This is a genomic window from Actinomycetospora sp. TBRC 11914 (assembly GCF_012933465.1).
In the GTDB taxonomy this organism is placed as follows: domain Bacteria; phylum Actinomycetota; class Actinomycetes; order Mycobacteriales; family Pseudonocardiaceae; genus Actinomycetospora.
On record NZ_JABBND010000001.1, the window covers coordinates 1,036,878 to 1,050,947 of the forward strand.

Sequence of the window (14,070 nt, forward strand, 5' to 3'; positions counted from 1 at the left end):
GCCGGATGCTCGTCGTCACCGGGCGCCGCCGCCGGGACCACCGCCGCCGCCGGGAGCACCGCCGCCGGGACCACCGCGGGGCGTGCTGGTCGCGGCCGCCTCGGGCAGCGCCACGAGGTCACCGACCTGGAGCCCGGAGGTCACCTGGGTGACGGTGTCCGACGCCAGCCCGGTCCCGATCGTGCGCTGCACCGTGGATCCGTCGGGCTGCAGCACCTGCACCGTGGCCTGCCCCGAGTCCGCCCCGCCGATCGGCGTCACCGCCGCCGAGGGCAGGAACGTCACATTGGTGGCCTGCCGGGTGGTGATCGAGACGCTCGCCGACATCCCCGGCCGCATCCCCGCCGGCGGCGTCGGCATCAGCACCGTCGTCCCGTACTGCACCGTCGACTGCGAGCCGGGCAGCAGGTTGATCGCGGTCACCGAGCCGGGGATCTTCTGGCCGGCGAGCGCGTTGACCGAGACCGCCACCGGCTGCCCGTTCGCGACCTTCCCGACGTCGAGCTCGGGGACCTGGGCGAGCACCTGCATCGCCTGCAGGTTCGCGATCGTCATGACGGCCGGCGCCGTCTGCTGGGTCGTGCTGCTGGAGCTGCTCGTGGTGCTCGAGGACGAGCTGCTCGACCCGCTGCTCGACGACGTCGAGCTGCCCGTCGTGGTCGACTGACCGGAACTGGCCCCGCTCGAGATCGAGGAGCCGTCGGGCAGGCGCCCGCCGGCCGGGTTCCCGGTCGCCGTCGAGCTCACGACGACGCCGTTCGAGCTGACGAGCTGCCCGACCACGCCGTCCAGGCTCACCACCGTGCCGTCCTCGGGCGCGACGAGGTCGAGGTTCTGCAGGTTCTGCTCGGCGTTGATCACGTTCGCCTTGGCCGTGTCCAGGTTCGCCAGCGCGGTCCGGATGTTCGCCTCACCCGGGTCCGACGACGTCTGCTGTGTCGTGCTCGACGTCGACGTCCCGGACGTACCCGTGGTGCTCGTGGCGGTGGACGTGCCCGTGCTCGTGGTGCTGGAGGTGCCTCCGCTGGTCTGCTCGGAGTCCGGCCGGACATCCTCCACGCCCGAGCCCGGCCTCGTGAAGTAGCCGCCGAGAACCAGACCGTGCCCAGGCGGCTGTACCCCCGCGTTGGTGCTCGTACCCGAGGTCGACGTGCCGGTCGTGCTCGTACCGGTCGTGCTCGTACCGGTCGTGCTCGTACCGGTCGTGCTCGTACCGGCTGTCGCCGCGGTGCTCATACCGGCCGTAGCGGCGGTGCTCATACCTGCCGTAGCAGCCGTACTCGTACCGGCCGTCGTCGTACCGCTGGTCGTCGACTGCGGGTGGTCCCGCTGGTAGTACGCGTCCTTCAGGGCCTGCTCATCGGCCCGGACCTGGGACCGGAGGGCCTTGAGGTTCGCCTGGGCGTAGGCCCCGTCGAGCGTGGCCACCGTCTGGCCCTGGGTGACGTGGTCGCCCAGCTTCACCCGGACCTCGGCGATGCGCCCGGTCGTGGAGAAGTTCAGCGTGGCGCTGGTCCCGGTGGTCACCGTGCCGGCCGCGGTCACCGTCTCCGCGACAGTTCCCCGACCGACGGTCGTGGTCCGCAGGGACGAGTTCGCGTTCGACGCGTGGCGCGTCAGGGCGTACGTCGTTCCGCCGGCCACGAGCAGCAGGACGAGGACGATCGCACCGTTCACGAAGAGGAGTCGTCTCGACCCACCAGCCGGCATGCGCGGAGAATATTGCTTCTTATGTCTGTGAATGAGGCGGGGTGCTCTTCAAGCGGTAGCCGACTCCCGCGTCTGTTTCGCCCAGATGACGGTCAGGCGTACACCGATGGGTCCAGCGTCCCGATGTAGGGCAGATCCCGGTAGCGCTCGGCGTAGTCGAGCCCGAACCCGACGACGAACTCGTTCGGGATGTCGAATCCCACGTACGCGACGTCGACGTCGAGCTTGGCCGCCTCGGGCTTGCGCAGCAGCGTGACCACCTGCAGCGACGCCGGCCCGCGCGACTCCAGGTTCTTCCGCAGCCAGGACAGCGTCAGCCCGGAGTCGATGATGTCCTCGACGATCAGGACGTGCCGGTTCGAGATGTCCCGGTCGAGGTCCTTGAGGATCCGCACGACCCCCGAGGAGGACGTGGCCGACCCGTACGAGCTGATCGCCATGAACTCGAGCTGCGTCGGCAGCGGCAGCCGGCGCGCGAGGTCGGTCATGAACATGACCGCGCCCTTGAGCACGCCGACCAGGAGCAGGTCCGGCTCGCCCGGCCCCGGCTCGCCGTAGTCGGCGGCGATGCCGTCCGCCAGCTCCGCGATCTTGTCCTGGATCTCGTCGGAGGTGATCAGCACGGACGCGATGTCGCCGTCGTACACCTTGCGCGGACTCCTTCGTCGGCTCGGCGGTCAGCCGCCCGGGCCGTGGGGAGCCCGGCGCACGTTCAGCCTCCCACGCACGCGGATGACCTCCAAGCCGCCCGGGAGTGACGGTGGCCCCTGTCCGCGCCACCGGCCCACGAGCGCGTCGACGGCGCGCAGCTGGGCGTCGTCGAACCCGTGCACCCCGCACCCGGCGAGCCACGCCCGCAGCACCCGCCGTCGCACCGCCGCGGGCAGCGGCGCCAGGTGGGCCGCGTCGAGGGCGCCGTCGGTGTCCCGGGCCCCGGGGAGGACCTCGGCGGCCGCGGCGTCGAGCGCGGCGTCGTCGTCAGCGAGCTGGGCGGCGGTGCGGGCCAGCGCCTCCGCGACGCCCCCGGCCAGGACGTCCTCGAGCAGCGGCAGCACCTCGTGGCGCAGGCGCACCCGGGTGTAGCGGGGGTCGTCGTTGTGCGGGTCCTCCCACGGCTCGAGCCCGGCCTCGGCGCAGGCCGCGCGCGTCGTCGCCCGCCGCACGCCGAGCAGGGGCCGGCACCAGGGCGGGTCCCAGATCCGCATGCCCGCCAGCGAGCGCGCCCCCGACCCGCGCCCGAGCCCGAGCAGCACCGTCTCGGCCTGGTCGTCGAGGGTGTGCCCCAGCAGCACCGGCGCGTGCCCGCGGGCGGCCGACTCGCCCACGAGCGCCGCGTACCGCGCCCGGCGCGCGGCCCCCTCCGGACCGTCGCCCGCCGTCGCGACCTCGACGGTCGCGACCCGGGCGTCCACCCCCAGGTCCCGCAGCACCCCGCACGCCGTGCGCGCGACCTCGTCCGACCCCGGCTGCAGGCCGTGGTCGACGACGACCCCGTGGACGGGTACCGCCGCCACGTGCGCCGTCGCGGCGGCGAGGGCCAGCGAGTCGGCGCCGCCGGAGCAGGCGACGACGACGGCGGGCGCGGCCGGCAGGGAGCCCAGCGCGGTCCGGACCGCGCGGCGCACCTCCGCCGTCGCGGGCCCGACGCGGGTCATCAGCCGTGGACGCGCCGGACCCAGGCCGCCGGGTCGGTGATCTCGGCGCGGCGCGGCAGCGTCTCGGGCGAGGTCCACACGGCGTTGAACCCCTCCATGCCGACGGTGCCGACGACCTGGTCGACGAAGACCCGGCCCTGCTCGTACTGCTGGATCTTCGCCTGCACGCCCAGGAGCACCCGCAGCAGCCGGTCGACCGGGCCACCCCCGCGCCGCCGTGCCGAGAACCGGCGGCGGATCACCTCGACGGTCGGGACCACCGCCGGCCCGACCTCGTCCATGACGTGCTCGGCGTGCCCCTCGAGCAGCGTGGTCAGCGCGAGCAGCCGGTCGAGGATCGCGCCCTGCTCCGGGCCCTGGATCAGCTCGAGCAGCGAGACGTCGGCGCGGGAGCGGAGGGCCTTCACGACGTCGGGCAGCCGCTCCATGGCCGCGCTGACCCCGCTCTCCATCCCGGAGGCGAACGTCGTGACCTCGTCGCGGAAGTGGTCGCGCAGCCAGGGCACCGCGGTGAACTGCAGCCGGTGGGTGGCCTCGTGGACGCAGACCCACAGCGCGAAGTCCTCGGCGTCGACGTCGAGCGCCTCGCGGGCCGCGGTGACGTTGGGGGCGACGAGCAGGAGCTGCCCGGCGCGGGCCGGTCCGGCGAACGGGTCGTACTGGCCGAGCACCTTGGTCGAGAGGAAGGCGAGCAGGCCGCCCATCTGTGCGGCGGCGACCGAGGAGGTCACCTCCCCGGCGACCCGCCCGAGCGTCGACGGCTTGCCGCCGCGCGCGGTCGGCAGCACGACGCCGGACGTGAGCTCGGCGATGCCCTCGGTGGCCGACGTGATCCAGCCGGGGCGGTCGACGACGGCGGCGGCGGGCACCGGCAGGCCGACGCCGAGCCCGGTCAGGTCCCGGACGTGGCCCTCGCCCCGGCGGGCGCCCTCGGCGAGCCGGGCGACCTCGGCCGCCGCCTCGTCGGCGGAGACGGCGGGCCCGGGCGGCACCAGGGCCGTGCCGGTGGAGGCGGCGAGCCCCCAGCGCACGGGCAGGCCGGTGGGTCGGCCCGCGGCCCGGTCGGTCGGGGCGGGGGTGTCCTGGACGGTCACTCCTCCACCGTACGGCGGCCGCGCTCAGCGGCAGCCGCACCCGCGCAGCGCCGCGGCCAGCGCGTCCAGTCGCGGGCGGGCCCCGACCGGGTCGGGGCCGTTGGACATGAACGCGAAGACGAGCAGGCGCCCGTCGTCGTCGGGGACCACCCCGGCGAGCGCGTTGGTGCCGGTGAGGGTCCCGGTCTTGGCCCGGACGTACCCGCGGGCGTCGCCGTTGGGCGTGTCCGGGGTGAAGCGGTCGACGAGCGTGCCGGTGCCGGCCGCGATCGGGAGCCCGTCGAGGACCGGGCGCAGGGCCGGGGTCCGCGGGTCGGCGCCGAGGGGCGCCGCGGCCGGGGTGAGCACCGACGCGAGGACCGAGGCCGGGATGCGGTCGTTCGTCGAGAGCCCCGAGGTGTCCGAGAGGGTCACCGACGACACGTCGACCCCGTGCGCGGCGAGGGTCTTCGTCACCGACGACGCGGCGCCGTCGAACGAGGCCGGGGCGCCGGCCTTCCGGGCGACCTCCCGACCGATCGCCTCGGCGAGGACGTTGTCGGAGTTGGTCAGCGCGGTGTGGATCAGCTCGGTCAGCGGCGGCGACTGGACGGTGCCGAGCACCCGCGCGTTCGCGGGCCCGGACCCCTGCTCGACCTGCACGGCGGCGCCGAGCCGCTGACCCAGCGCGTGCCCGACGTCCTCGGTGGGGGTGGCAGTGCGGGCGCCGTCGAGGGCGGTCGGGTCGAGCCGGCCGCCGTCGAGCATCGCCGGGACCATCGGGGTGAGGTTGCCGCCAGCGATGTCGGCCGGATCCCAGCCGGCGGCGAGCAGGGGGCCGCTGTAGCGGGAGTCGTCGACGTAGACGGTGGACAACGGCGCGGTCCCGCGGGCGGCCCGGACCTGGGCGACGAGGTCGTCGAGGTGGGCGGCGCCCGGGTAGACCGAGTCGCGGCCGTCGGGCAGCGAGGACAGCGTGGGGTCGCCGCCGCCGACGAGCACCACCGAGTCGGGGGTCGGGCCGGCGACGACGGTCGTCGTGAACCGGGTCTCGGGGTCGAGCGAGAGCAGCGCGGCCGACGTCGTCAGGAGCTTCGTCGACGACGCGGGCACCTGCGGCTCGGCCGGGTTGCGCTGCCACAGCGGCTGCTGGGGGTGCGCGGGGTCGACGACGACGCCCGTCAGGTCACCCAGGCCGGCGACGCGGCCGTCGAGCACGCCCGCCACCCCGGCCGCCGTCGGCGTGGGCGCCCCGGCGGGGAGCGGGCCGAGCTGCGGGACGAAGGCCACGGGCGCCGGCGGGTCCACCGCCGCGGACACGGGGAGGCCGAGCCGGCGGGCCAGGCCCGGCGCGGTCAGGACGGCCGCGGTCCCTGCCCCGACCACCAGCAGGAGCACGACCAGCCCGACGAGCAGCCGTTGGGCGATCCGCCGCGAGCGGGGGACCTCGGCGCGGTGACCGCCGCCGCGACGCCTCGTCGGGGGTTCGTCGGGTGTGCCTGGCGTGCCGTCGTCACCCGCCGGGGTGGACCCCGCACGGTGACCGACACCACTCGCCGTCACACAGCTCCTTCCCGTCGCTGCGCTCGACCCCGGGCCACCTCACCCTTGCGACCAGACCCACTCCCCGCCGTCACCGCGGAGCCGTCGCGATGCGACACACTAGACGCGACCGACGACGGTTCCCGGGTCCGGTCGGGTGACGAGGCCCGGACACGGACGGGAACGATCCCCGAGCGGGGACACAGCAGCCGCGGCCCGGGCCGCGGCGTGGAGCAGTGAGGACGCGCCGTGGAGTTCGACGTTCTGATCGAGATCCCCAAGGGTCAGCGGAACAAGTACGAGATGGACCACGAGTCCAACCGCCTGCGTCTGGACCGCACCCTCTTCACCGCCACGCAGTACCCGGCCGACTACGGCTACATCGAGAACACCCTCGGCCTCGACGGCGACCCGCTGGACGCGCTGGTGCTCGTCCAGGAGCCGACCTTCCCCGGCTGCCTGATCCTCTCCCGCGCCATCGGCATGTTCCGCATGACCGACGAGAAGGGCGGCGACGACAAGGTGCTCTGCGTCCCCTCGGGCGACCCGCGCCAGGAGCACCTGCGCGACATCCACCACCTCTCGGAGTACGACCGCCTCGAGATCCAGCACTTCTTCGAGGTCTACAAGGACCTCGAGCCCGGCAAGAGCGTCGAGGGCGCGTCCTGGGTCGGGCGTTCGGACGCCGAGCAGGAGATCCGCGAGTCGCTCAAGCGCGCCGAGAACCACTGAGGCGCCGACGTACGAACGGCCGGTTCGTGACCTTCTTCGGTCACGAACCGGCCGTTCGTGCTGACGCGGGTGGGCCCCGCGGCTACCGCGTGACCGGCAGCGGCGTCGTGCCGGCGTCGAGGTCGGTCTCGGTCGGGCCGTCGAGCGCCGACGGGGTGGCCGGACGCGGGGGCTCGACGACCAGCTCGACGGGCTCCCCGCCGTCGCGCTCCACGGTCACCTGGGCCGTCACGGGGGCATAGCCGCTCGCGGTGAGCAGGTAGCGGCCCTCGGTCAGGTCCTCGATCGCGAAGCGCCCGGTGCCGTCGGTGACGGTCGAGGCGACGACGCGGCCGTCGGCGCCCATGAGCACCACGAGCGACTCGGGCACCGACCGGCCCGAGCTCGACGTGACCCGGCCGCGCACCGCGTGGCGCACGACCGGCACCCGCACGTCGTGCCGCGTGCCCCGCCGGCCCGCGGGCGACGGCGCGGCCACGACGAGCCGGTCGGCCACCGGCTCCCGCCCGGGCGCCAGCACCGCGACGGTGTAGGTGCCGGGCTCGAGCTCCGGGCACTCCCACGTGCCGTCCGTGCCGGTCCGCCGGACCGCGCGCACCCCGCCGGAGGCGTCGGTGACGGTCACGGTCGCGCCGACCACCGGGAGGTCGGCGACGTCACGCACCGAGCCGCTGACCGGGGTGGCCCGGCGCAGCACGAACCGGCGGTGCACCGGCGCCCCCTCGAGGGCGACCAGCTCGGCGTGCGGGCGGAAGACCTGCGGGTTGGCGACGACGACGTAGCTGCCGGCGCCCGGCGCGTGCAGGCGGAACGAGCCGTCGGCCGCGGAGAACGTGCGGTCGACGACGGTGCCGTCCAGGGCGTGCAGGGCCATCGGGACCCCGACGAGGCCGTCGTCGACGCCGTGGCCGAAGCGGTCCGCGTCGGAGCGCTCCGCGGTGTCGGCGAGGGTGCCGAGGACGACGGAGTCACCGTGGTGGGCCGGGGCGACCTCGGGGGCCTCGTGCCGGCCGTGCGTCGAGCGCGGCACCGGCGAGGGCCGGGCACCGTCGACGAGCCGGGCCGTGCGGTCGCTGCCCGCGGCCCCCGCCGCGCCCACCGGGGGTGAGGACACCGGGACGTCGAGACCGCCGCGCGCCGGGCCGGTGACCTCGGCCGCGGAGTCGACCGAGCCCGGCCCGCGACCCGGACCGGCCTCCTCGGCCTGCCGGGCCTGGATGCCCGACGTCGTGCGCAGCGGGACCTCCTTGAGGAACCAGATCAGCACGAACCCGACGGCGATGACGATGGCCGCGACCAGGAAGACGAGGTCCATGGACTGGGCGAAGCCGGCGAAGTAGGGCTCGGCGATCCGCGGGTCCATCCGCTGCAGGATCGAGGAGTCCTGCACGACCTGTGCCACGCCGACGGCCGGGTTCGCGCCCGCCGCGTTGGCCGGGTTCGCCGCGACGGACGGGTCGGCCAGGGCGGCCTGGAAGGACGGCGAGGCGGCGGCGCCCCGGAAGGCCGAGACGATGTTGCCGCCGACCGTCGAGAACAGGATCGACAGGAACACCGAGACGCCGAGCGTCCCGCCCATCTGGCGGAAGAACGTGGCCGACGCGGTAGCGACACCCATGTCCGAGGCCGGCACCGCGTTCTGCACCGCGAGCACCAGGGTCTGCATGCAGTTCCCGAGCCCCAGGCCGAACACGACCATGAGGACCGCGATCTCCCAGTACGGCGTGTCGGCGTGCAGCAGGAAGTGGAAGAGGAGCATCCCCACGGTCATCAGGCCGAGGCCGATCACCGGGAACACCTTGTAGCGCCCGGTGCGGCTGGTGAGCTGACCGGAGACGATCGACGCGAGCATCAGCCCGCCGACCAGCGGGATCATCTGCAGGCCCGCCTGCGTCGGGGTCGACCCGTTCACGATCTGGAGGTACTGCGGGACGATCGCGATGCCGCCGAACATGCCGATGCCGGTGATGATCGCGATGACCGTGGTGAGCGAGAAGACGCCGTTGCGGAACAGCCGTAGCGGCAGCAGGGCGTCGTCGCCGTAGGCCCGCTCCGCGACCACGAACGCGATCAGCCCGACGACACCGATGCCGTAGCAGAGCAGCGCGCTGCCCGAGCCCCAGCCCCAGCTCTGGCCCTGCTCGGCGACGATCAGCAGCGGGACGAGCGCCACGGCCAGCGAGACCGCGCCCGGCCAGTCGATGCGCCGCTCGCGCCGGGTGTGCGGGAGGTTCAGCACCCGCCACACGACGGCGAACGCGGCGATCCCGATCGGGACGTTGACGAGGAAGACCCACCGCCAGCCGTCGATGCCGATGATGGAGTCGGTCCCGGCGAAGAACCCGCCGACGACCGGCCCGATGACGCTGGACGTCCCGAACACCGCGAGGAAGTAGCCCTGGTACCGGGCGCGCTCCCGCGGCGGCACGATGTCGCCGATGATCGTGAGCGCGAGGCTCATGAGCCCGCCGGCGCCGATGCCCTGGAGGGCGCGGAACCCCGCGAGCTCGTACATCGACGTCGAGATCGTGCAGAGGACCGAGCCGATGACGAAGACGCCGATCGCGAACAGGAAGAACGGCTTGCGGCCGTAGAGGTCGGAGAGCTTGCCGTACAGCGGCGTCGAGATCGTGGCGGTGATCAGGTAGGCCGTCGTCGCCCAGGCCTGCAGGTTCAGACCGTTCAGGTCGTCGGCGATGGTGCGGATCGACGTGGAGACGATGTTCTGGTCGAGCGCGGCCAGGAACATGCCGAGCAGGAGCCCGGACAGGATCGTCAGCACCTGGCGGTGGGTGAAGCCGCCCGTCGCGTTGCCCGCCGGCGCGGGTCTCGCGCCGGTGGTGCCGACCGCCGGGGACGACGCGGTCGTGGTGGTCATCGGTCCTCCTCCGCGCCCTGGGGGGCGGGGACGTCGTGGGCTTCGGGGTGGTGCGCCTCGAGCGCGGTGGTGAAGCGGTCCATGAGCTCGACGAGCCGCTCGCGGTCGGTCTCGTCCCAGTCGCTCGTGATGCGGCTGATCTCGCGGTTGCGGAGGTCGCGGTTGGCCTCGAACACCCGGTGGCCCTCGTCGGTGGCGGCCAGCAGGCACGCGCGGCCGTCCGCGGGGTCGGGACGTCGCTCGACGTACCCGATCCGTACGAGCGCGGCGATCTGCCTGCTGACGGTCGAGGGGTCGGAGTGCACGGCCTCGGCGAGCGCGTTCGACCGGTGCGGCCCGTCGATGACGAGCCGGGCCAGCAGGACGTACGCGGCGCGCTCGACGCCGTCGTCACCCACCCGCCCCTTGGACACCCGCTTGCGCTCCATGAGCCGGATGAGCCGGATGAGCTGGAGGCCGATCCGGTCCGAGGTGGCCCAGCGCTCGTCGGCCCCCTCGGGGATCGGGGGCGGTCCGGGCGGGGCGCCGATCGCTGCGTTCATTGCGTGCTCCGTACAATCGCTTGGTCTCTACAACTATGCACCTCGACCGGGGCCCGGGCCACTCGGGTACCCGGTCGGGGCGGTGTGATCCGCGAGTCAGCCGGGCGGGTGGGCTGTCAGCGGTGTCGCATCGCAGACGTTGAGCGTCCGGAAAGCCACACTCACGACGACCGGTGCTCCCGCCGGATCGCTAGCGTGCCCGCCCATGAGCGACGAGGCCCCCGACGTGTCCGAACGCTTCGCCGACCGCGTCCGCTACGAGCGCACCGGCCACGTCGCCACCCTCACCTACGACCGGCCGGACAAGCTCAACGCGATCGACGGCGCGATGCGCGACGGCCTCAACGCGGCGTTCGCCCGCTTCACCGCCGACGACGAGGCCTGGGTCGGCATCGTCACCGGCGCCGGCCGGGCGTTCTGCGCCGGCGCCGACTTCGGCTCGGAGCGCAACCCGGCCGGCGAGTTCCCCGGGTCGTTCTGGGAGCGCCCGACGGTGAACTCGTTCGAGTCGGGCTGGGAGCTCCACAAGCCGGTGATCGCCGCGGTGAACGGGCTCTGCCTCGGCTACGGGCTGACGCTCGTGACGTGGTGCGACTTCGTCGTCGCCTCCGAGCGCGCCACGTTCGGCTACCCGGAGGTGAAGCTCGGGGTCCCGACGATCGTGGGGGCCCTGCGGTTGCCGCAGCGCCTCGGCTGGCAGCCCGCGATGGAGCTCCTGCTGACCGGGGAGACGATCTCGGCGGCGCGCGCGAAGGAGATCGGGCTCGCGCTGCAGGTGGTGGAGCACGACGACGTCCTCCCCGCGGCCGGGCGCCTCGCCGACCGGCTGCTCGCCGGGGCGCCCCTGGCCCAGCGCGCGATCAAGGAGGTCGCGCGCCGGGGCCCGGAGATGTCGCAGACGGACGCGATCCGGTTCGGCGAGACGATGCGCCGGGTCGCGGGGGCGACGGAGGACGCGAAGGAGGGCGGCGCGGCGGCCCGGGAGAAGCGCCCGCCGCGGTGGCAGGGACGCTGATCGTCCGGCCGTCCGGCGACGGGCACACCAGACCTGTGCCGGGGCCGCCGCGCCTGCTCCACGTGCTCCTGATCGAGCACGGGAGCCCGGCGACGGCCGATACGGGACCACCGCTGGCGCGTCAGGCGACCCGCTCGAACACCGCGGCGAGGCCCTGACCGCCGCCGATGCACATCGTCTCCAGCCCGTAGCGGGCCTGCCGGCGGTCCATCTCGCGCAGCATCGTCGCCAGGATCCGCACCCCGGTCGCCCCGACCGGGTGCCCCAGCGAGATCCCCGAACCGTTCGGGTTGACCCGCTCGTCGGAGACCAGGTCGATCCCCCACTCCCGGCCCACCCCCAACGCCTGCGCCGCGAACGCCTCGTTCAGCTCGATCACGTCCATGTCCGCCAACGACAGCCCCGCCTGGCCCAGCGCCTTCTCCGTCGCCGGCACCGGCCCGATCCCCATCACCTCCGGACCGACCCCGGCCACCCCCCACGACACCAACCGCGCCAACGGCCGCAGCCCCAGCGCCGCCGCCTTCTCCGGCGTCGTCACCAGACACACCGCCGCGCCGTCGTTCTGCCCCGAGGCGTTGCCCGCGGTCACCGTCGCCTCCGGGTCCTGCCGACCCATGATCGGGCGCAACTTCGCCAACGACTCCAACGAGGCGTCCGGGCGGATGTGCTCGTCCTGATCGACCACGGTGTCGCCCTTGCGGCCGTGGATCGTCACCGGCACCAGCTCGTCGGCGTAGCGGCCCTCCTTGACCGCCGCGGTCGCCTTCTCGTGGCTGCGCACCGCCAACCGGTCCTGCTCCTCGCGCGGAATCGAGTACCGCTTCCGTACGTTCTCCGCGGTCTCGATCATGCCGCCGGGCACCGGGTGGTTCACCCCGCCGGCCCACACCCGCCCCTGGGCCAGCGAGTCCTTCATCTCGAACCCGCCCGCCTTGGTGCCCCACCGCACCGCGTCGGTGAAGTACGACGCCCCCGACATCGACTCCGCCCCACCGGCGAGCACCACCTCGGCGCCCCCCGAGGCCACCGACATCGCCGCGTAGAGCACCGCCTGCAGCCCCGACCCGCAGCGCCGGTCGATCTGCAGGCCTGGCACCGACACCTCCAGCCCCGCGTCCAGCGCCGCCACCCGCCCGATTGCCGGGGCGTCCATCGTCGGATAGCAGTGCCCGAACACCACGTCGTCGATCACCTCGGCGGTGACCCCGGTGCGGCGCACCAGCTCCCGGATCACCGTCGCACCCAGCTCCTGCACCGCCACGTCACGCAACGACCCCCCGAACCCCCCGACAGGGGTCCGGATCGGCTCACAGACGACGGCTTCGCTCACGGCTCTCTCCTGCGGTCAGAGGATGTAGCGCAGGATGACCTCGGCGACGCACGCCGGCTTCGGCCATCCCTCGATCTCGACGGTCCCCCCGATGGTGGCCTGCACACCGTTCGCCACGTCGGTGACTTCCACCAGACGGCAGTGACCCCGTACACGGCTGCCCACCGGCACGGGCGCCGGGAACCGCACCTTGTTCAGCCCGTAGTTCACGGTCATCGAGACGCCGCTGACCTCGAAGGTGTCCCAGCCGAACTTCGGCATGAGGGCCACGGTCAGGAAGCCGTGCGCCACGGTCTTCCCGAAGGGGCCCTGCGCAGCCCGCTCGGGGTCGACGTGGATCCACTGGTGGTCGTCGGTGGCGTCGGCGAAGACGTCGATGCGCTGCTGGTCGACCGTGACCCACTCGCTGGTGCCGAGGTCCTCCCCCACGGCGGCGCGCAGTTCCTCGACGTCGGCGAACTTCCGCATGCCTGCTCCTCCTCGATCGAACCGGACCGGCACCGGCACCGGCCCGGAGCCGGACTAGAGCTCGGCCGCGATCTCCTTCGCCGCCCCGGTCAGGGCCACCCGCTCGGCGGGGGTGCCGCCCAACGGCGTGAGGTTGAGCGTGGTCACGCCGGCCTCGGCGAAGGCGGCCATCCGCTCGGCGACATAGGAGCGCGGGCCGATCAGCGAGATGGCGCGCAGCAGCTCCTCGGGGACGGCCGCCGCCGCCTCCTCCTTCTTGCCGTCGAGGTAGAGGTCCTGGATGGTCTCGGCCTCGTCCTCGTAGCCGTAGCGGCGGGCCACGTCGTTGTAGAAGTTCTTCCCCTTGGCGCCCATGCCGCCGACGTAGAGCGCGACGAAGCCGCGCATCCCGTCGAGCATCTGCGTCGCGACGGCCTCGTCCTCGGTGATGCAGAACGAGCACTGCAGGTAGACCTCGAGCGGCCCGAGATCGGCCTCGCGCTTCGCGGTGCCCGCGGCGAGGGAGTCGCCCCACACCTCCTGCGCCTTCTCCGGGACGAAGAAGATCGGCTGCCAGCCCTCCGCCTTCTCGGCCACCAGCTCGACGTTCTTCGGGCCCAGCGCCGCGACGAGGATCGGGATGCGCTCACGCACCGGGTGGTTGATCAGCTTGAGCGGCTTGCCCAGACCGGTGCCCTGCTCGGGCGGCAGCGGGATCGTGTAGTGCTTGCCGGAGTACTGCACCTTCTCGCGCCGCCACACCTGGCGGCAGATGTCGATGATCTCGCGGGTCCGGCCGATCGGGGCGTCGTAGCGCACCCCGTGGAAGCCCTCGATCACCTGCGGGCCCGAGGCGCCGAGCCCGAGGGTGAACCGGCCGCCGGAGACGTAGTCCAGCCCGGCCGCGGTCATCGCGGTCAGCGACGGCGTCCGCGTGTAGATCTGCAGGATGCCCGAGGCGATGCCCACGCGTTCGGTCCGCGCGGCGATGAAGCCCAGCTGGCTGACCGCGTCGTAGCTGTACGCCTCGGGGACGAAGACGATGTCGAGGCCGGCCTTCTCGTGCTCGGCCAGCTCGGCCACGCTCTCCTCGAACCCGCCGCTGTAGTTCAGACCCATCCCGATGCGCACGACCCGCACCCT

Annotated in this window: 12 protein-coding genes; 2 read left to right on the forward strand and 10 right to left on the reverse strand. The window is 73.6% G+C overall.

Annotation, left to right across the window (positions count from 1 at the left end; all coding sequences use genetic code 11):
• Window positions 1-15 precede the first annotated feature (15 nt).
• From HH311_RS04935 to dacB, 5 genes are all read right to left on the reverse strand, one after another.
• Window positions 16-1,710, reverse strand: a complete 1,695-nt coding sequence (locus tag HH311_RS04935) for an efflux RND transporter periplasmic adaptor subunit (RefSeq protein WP_169182372.1) — start codon at window positions 1,708-1,710, stop codon at window positions 16-18.
• A gap of 92 nt (window positions 1,711-1,802) precedes the next feature.
• Window positions 1,803-2,357, reverse strand: a complete 555-nt coding sequence (gene hpt / locus HH311_RS04940; protein ID WP_169182373.1) for a hypoxanthine phosphoribosyltransferase — start codon at window positions 2,355-2,357, stop codon at window positions 1,803-1,805.
• A gap of 30 nt (window positions 2,358-2,387) precedes the next feature.
• On the reverse strand, window positions 2,388-3,365 hold the full coding sequence (gene tilS / locus HH311_RS04945) for a tRNA lysidine(34) synthetase TilS (protein ID WP_169182374.1): 978 nt from the start codon (window positions 3,363-3,365) through the stop codon (window positions 2,388-2,390).
• On the reverse strand, window positions 3,365-4,402 hold the full coding sequence (locus HH311_RS04950; RefSeq protein WP_169182691.1) for a zinc-dependent metalloprotease: 1,038 nt from the start codon (window positions 4,400-4,402) through the stop codon (window positions 3,365-3,367). Before HH311_RS04950 ends, tilS begins: the two co-directional genes overlap by 1 nt.
• Before the next feature lie 81 nt (window positions 4,403-4,483).
• Window positions 4,484-6,001, reverse strand: a complete 1,518-nt coding sequence (gene dacB, locus HH311_RS04955; RefSeq protein WP_169182375.1) for a D-alanyl-D-alanine carboxypeptidase/D-alanyl-D-alanine-endopeptidase — start codon at window positions 5,999-6,001, stop codon at window positions 4,484-4,486.
• Between the two features lie 228 nt (window positions 6,002-6,229).
• On the opposite strand from dacB, the gene HH311_RS04960 reads away from it, so the two are divergent.
• On the forward strand, window positions 6,230-6,712 hold the full coding sequence (locus HH311_RS04960) for an inorganic diphosphatase (RefSeq protein WP_169182376.1): 483 nt from the start codon (window positions 6,230-6,232) through the stop codon (window positions 6,710-6,712).
• An 82-nt stretch (window positions 6,713-6,794) separates the two neighbouring features.
• On the opposite strand, the gene HH311_RS04965 is transcribed toward HH311_RS04960, so the two are convergent.
• Both HH311_RS04965 and HH311_RS04970 read right to left on the reverse strand, forming a co-directional pair.
• Window positions 6,795-9,590 (reverse strand): MFS transporter, encoded by a 2,796-nt coding sequence (locus HH311_RS04965; RefSeq protein WP_169182377.1) that lies wholly within the window; start codon window positions 9,588-9,590, stop codon window positions 6,795-6,797.
• Window positions 9,587-10,132 carry a MarR family winged helix-turn-helix transcriptional regulator gene (locus tag HH311_RS04970; RefSeq protein WP_169182378.1) on the reverse strand — a complete coding sequence of 182 codons (546 nt, stop codon included), beginning with the start codon at window positions 10,130-10,132 and terminating at the stop codon, window positions 9,587-9,589. Before HH311_RS04970 ends, HH311_RS04965 begins: the two co-directional genes overlap by 4 nt.
• A 205-nt stretch (window positions 10,133-10,337) precedes the next feature.
• Here HH311_RS04970 and HH311_RS04975 point away from each other — a divergent pair, with 205 nt between their 5' ends.
• Window positions 10,338-11,147: an enoyl-CoA hydratase/isomerase family protein gene (locus tag HH311_RS04975; protein ID WP_169182379.1), complete on the forward strand. Its 810-nt coding sequence runs from the start codon at window positions 10,338-10,340 to the stop codon at window positions 11,145-11,147.
• A 121-nt stretch (window positions 11,148-11,268) separates the two neighbouring features.
• Here the strand turns inward: HH311_RS04975 and HH311_RS04980 are convergent, their stop codons facing one another.
• The 3 genes from HH311_RS04980 to HH311_RS04990 are packed head-to-tail and all read right to left on the reverse strand — an operon-like array spanning window position 11,269 to window position 14,058.
• Window positions 11,269-12,480 carry an acetyl-CoA C-acetyltransferase gene (locus HH311_RS04980; protein WP_169182380.1) on the reverse strand — a complete coding sequence of 404 codons (1,212 nt, stop codon included), beginning with the start codon at window positions 12,478-12,480 and terminating at the stop codon, window positions 11,269-11,271.
• Between the two features lie 15 nt (window positions 12,481-12,495).
• Window positions 12,496-12,948: a MaoC family dehydratase gene (locus tag HH311_RS04985; protein ID WP_169182381.1), complete on the reverse strand. Its 453-nt coding sequence runs from the start codon at window positions 12,946-12,948 to the stop codon at window positions 12,496-12,498.
• Between the two features lie 54 nt (window positions 12,949-13,002).
• The gene (locus tag HH311_RS04990) at window positions 13,003-14,058 is read right to left on the reverse strand and encodes an LLM class F420-dependent oxidoreductase (protein ID WP_169182692.1); all 1,056 of its coding nucleotides are present in this window, start codon (window positions 14,056-14,058) and stop codon (window positions 13,003-13,005) included.
• Window positions 14,059-14,070: the final 12 nt, after the last annotated feature.

What these genes read in the sequence shown, in the direction of transcription:
- HH311_RS04935 (WP_169182372.1), bottom strand. Translation starts at nt 1,710, where the DNA reads ATGCCGGCTGGTGGGTCGAGACGACTCCTCTTCGTGAACGGTGCGATC.
- tilS (WP_169182374.1), bottom strand. Translation starts at nt 3,365, where the DNA reads ATGACCCGCGTCGGGCCCGCGACGGCGGAGGTGCGCCGCGCGGTCCGG.
- HH311_RS04965 (WP_169182377.1), bottom strand. Translation starts at nt 9,590, where the DNA reads ATGACCACCACGACCGCGTCGTCCCCGGCGGTCGGCACCACCGGCGCG.
- HH311_RS04970 (WP_169182378.1), bottom strand. Translation starts at nt 10,132, where the DNA reads ATGAACGCAGCGATCGGCGCCCCGCCCGGACCGCCCCCGATCCCCGAG.
- HH311_RS04975 (WP_169182379.1), top strand. Translation starts at nt 10,338, where the DNA reads ATGAGCGACGAGGCCCCCGACGTGTCCGAACGCTTCGCCGACCGCGTC.
- HH311_RS04985 (WP_169182381.1), bottom strand. Translation starts at nt 12,948, where the DNA reads ATGCGGAAGTTCGCCGACGTCGAGGAACTGCGCGCCGCCGTGGGGGAG.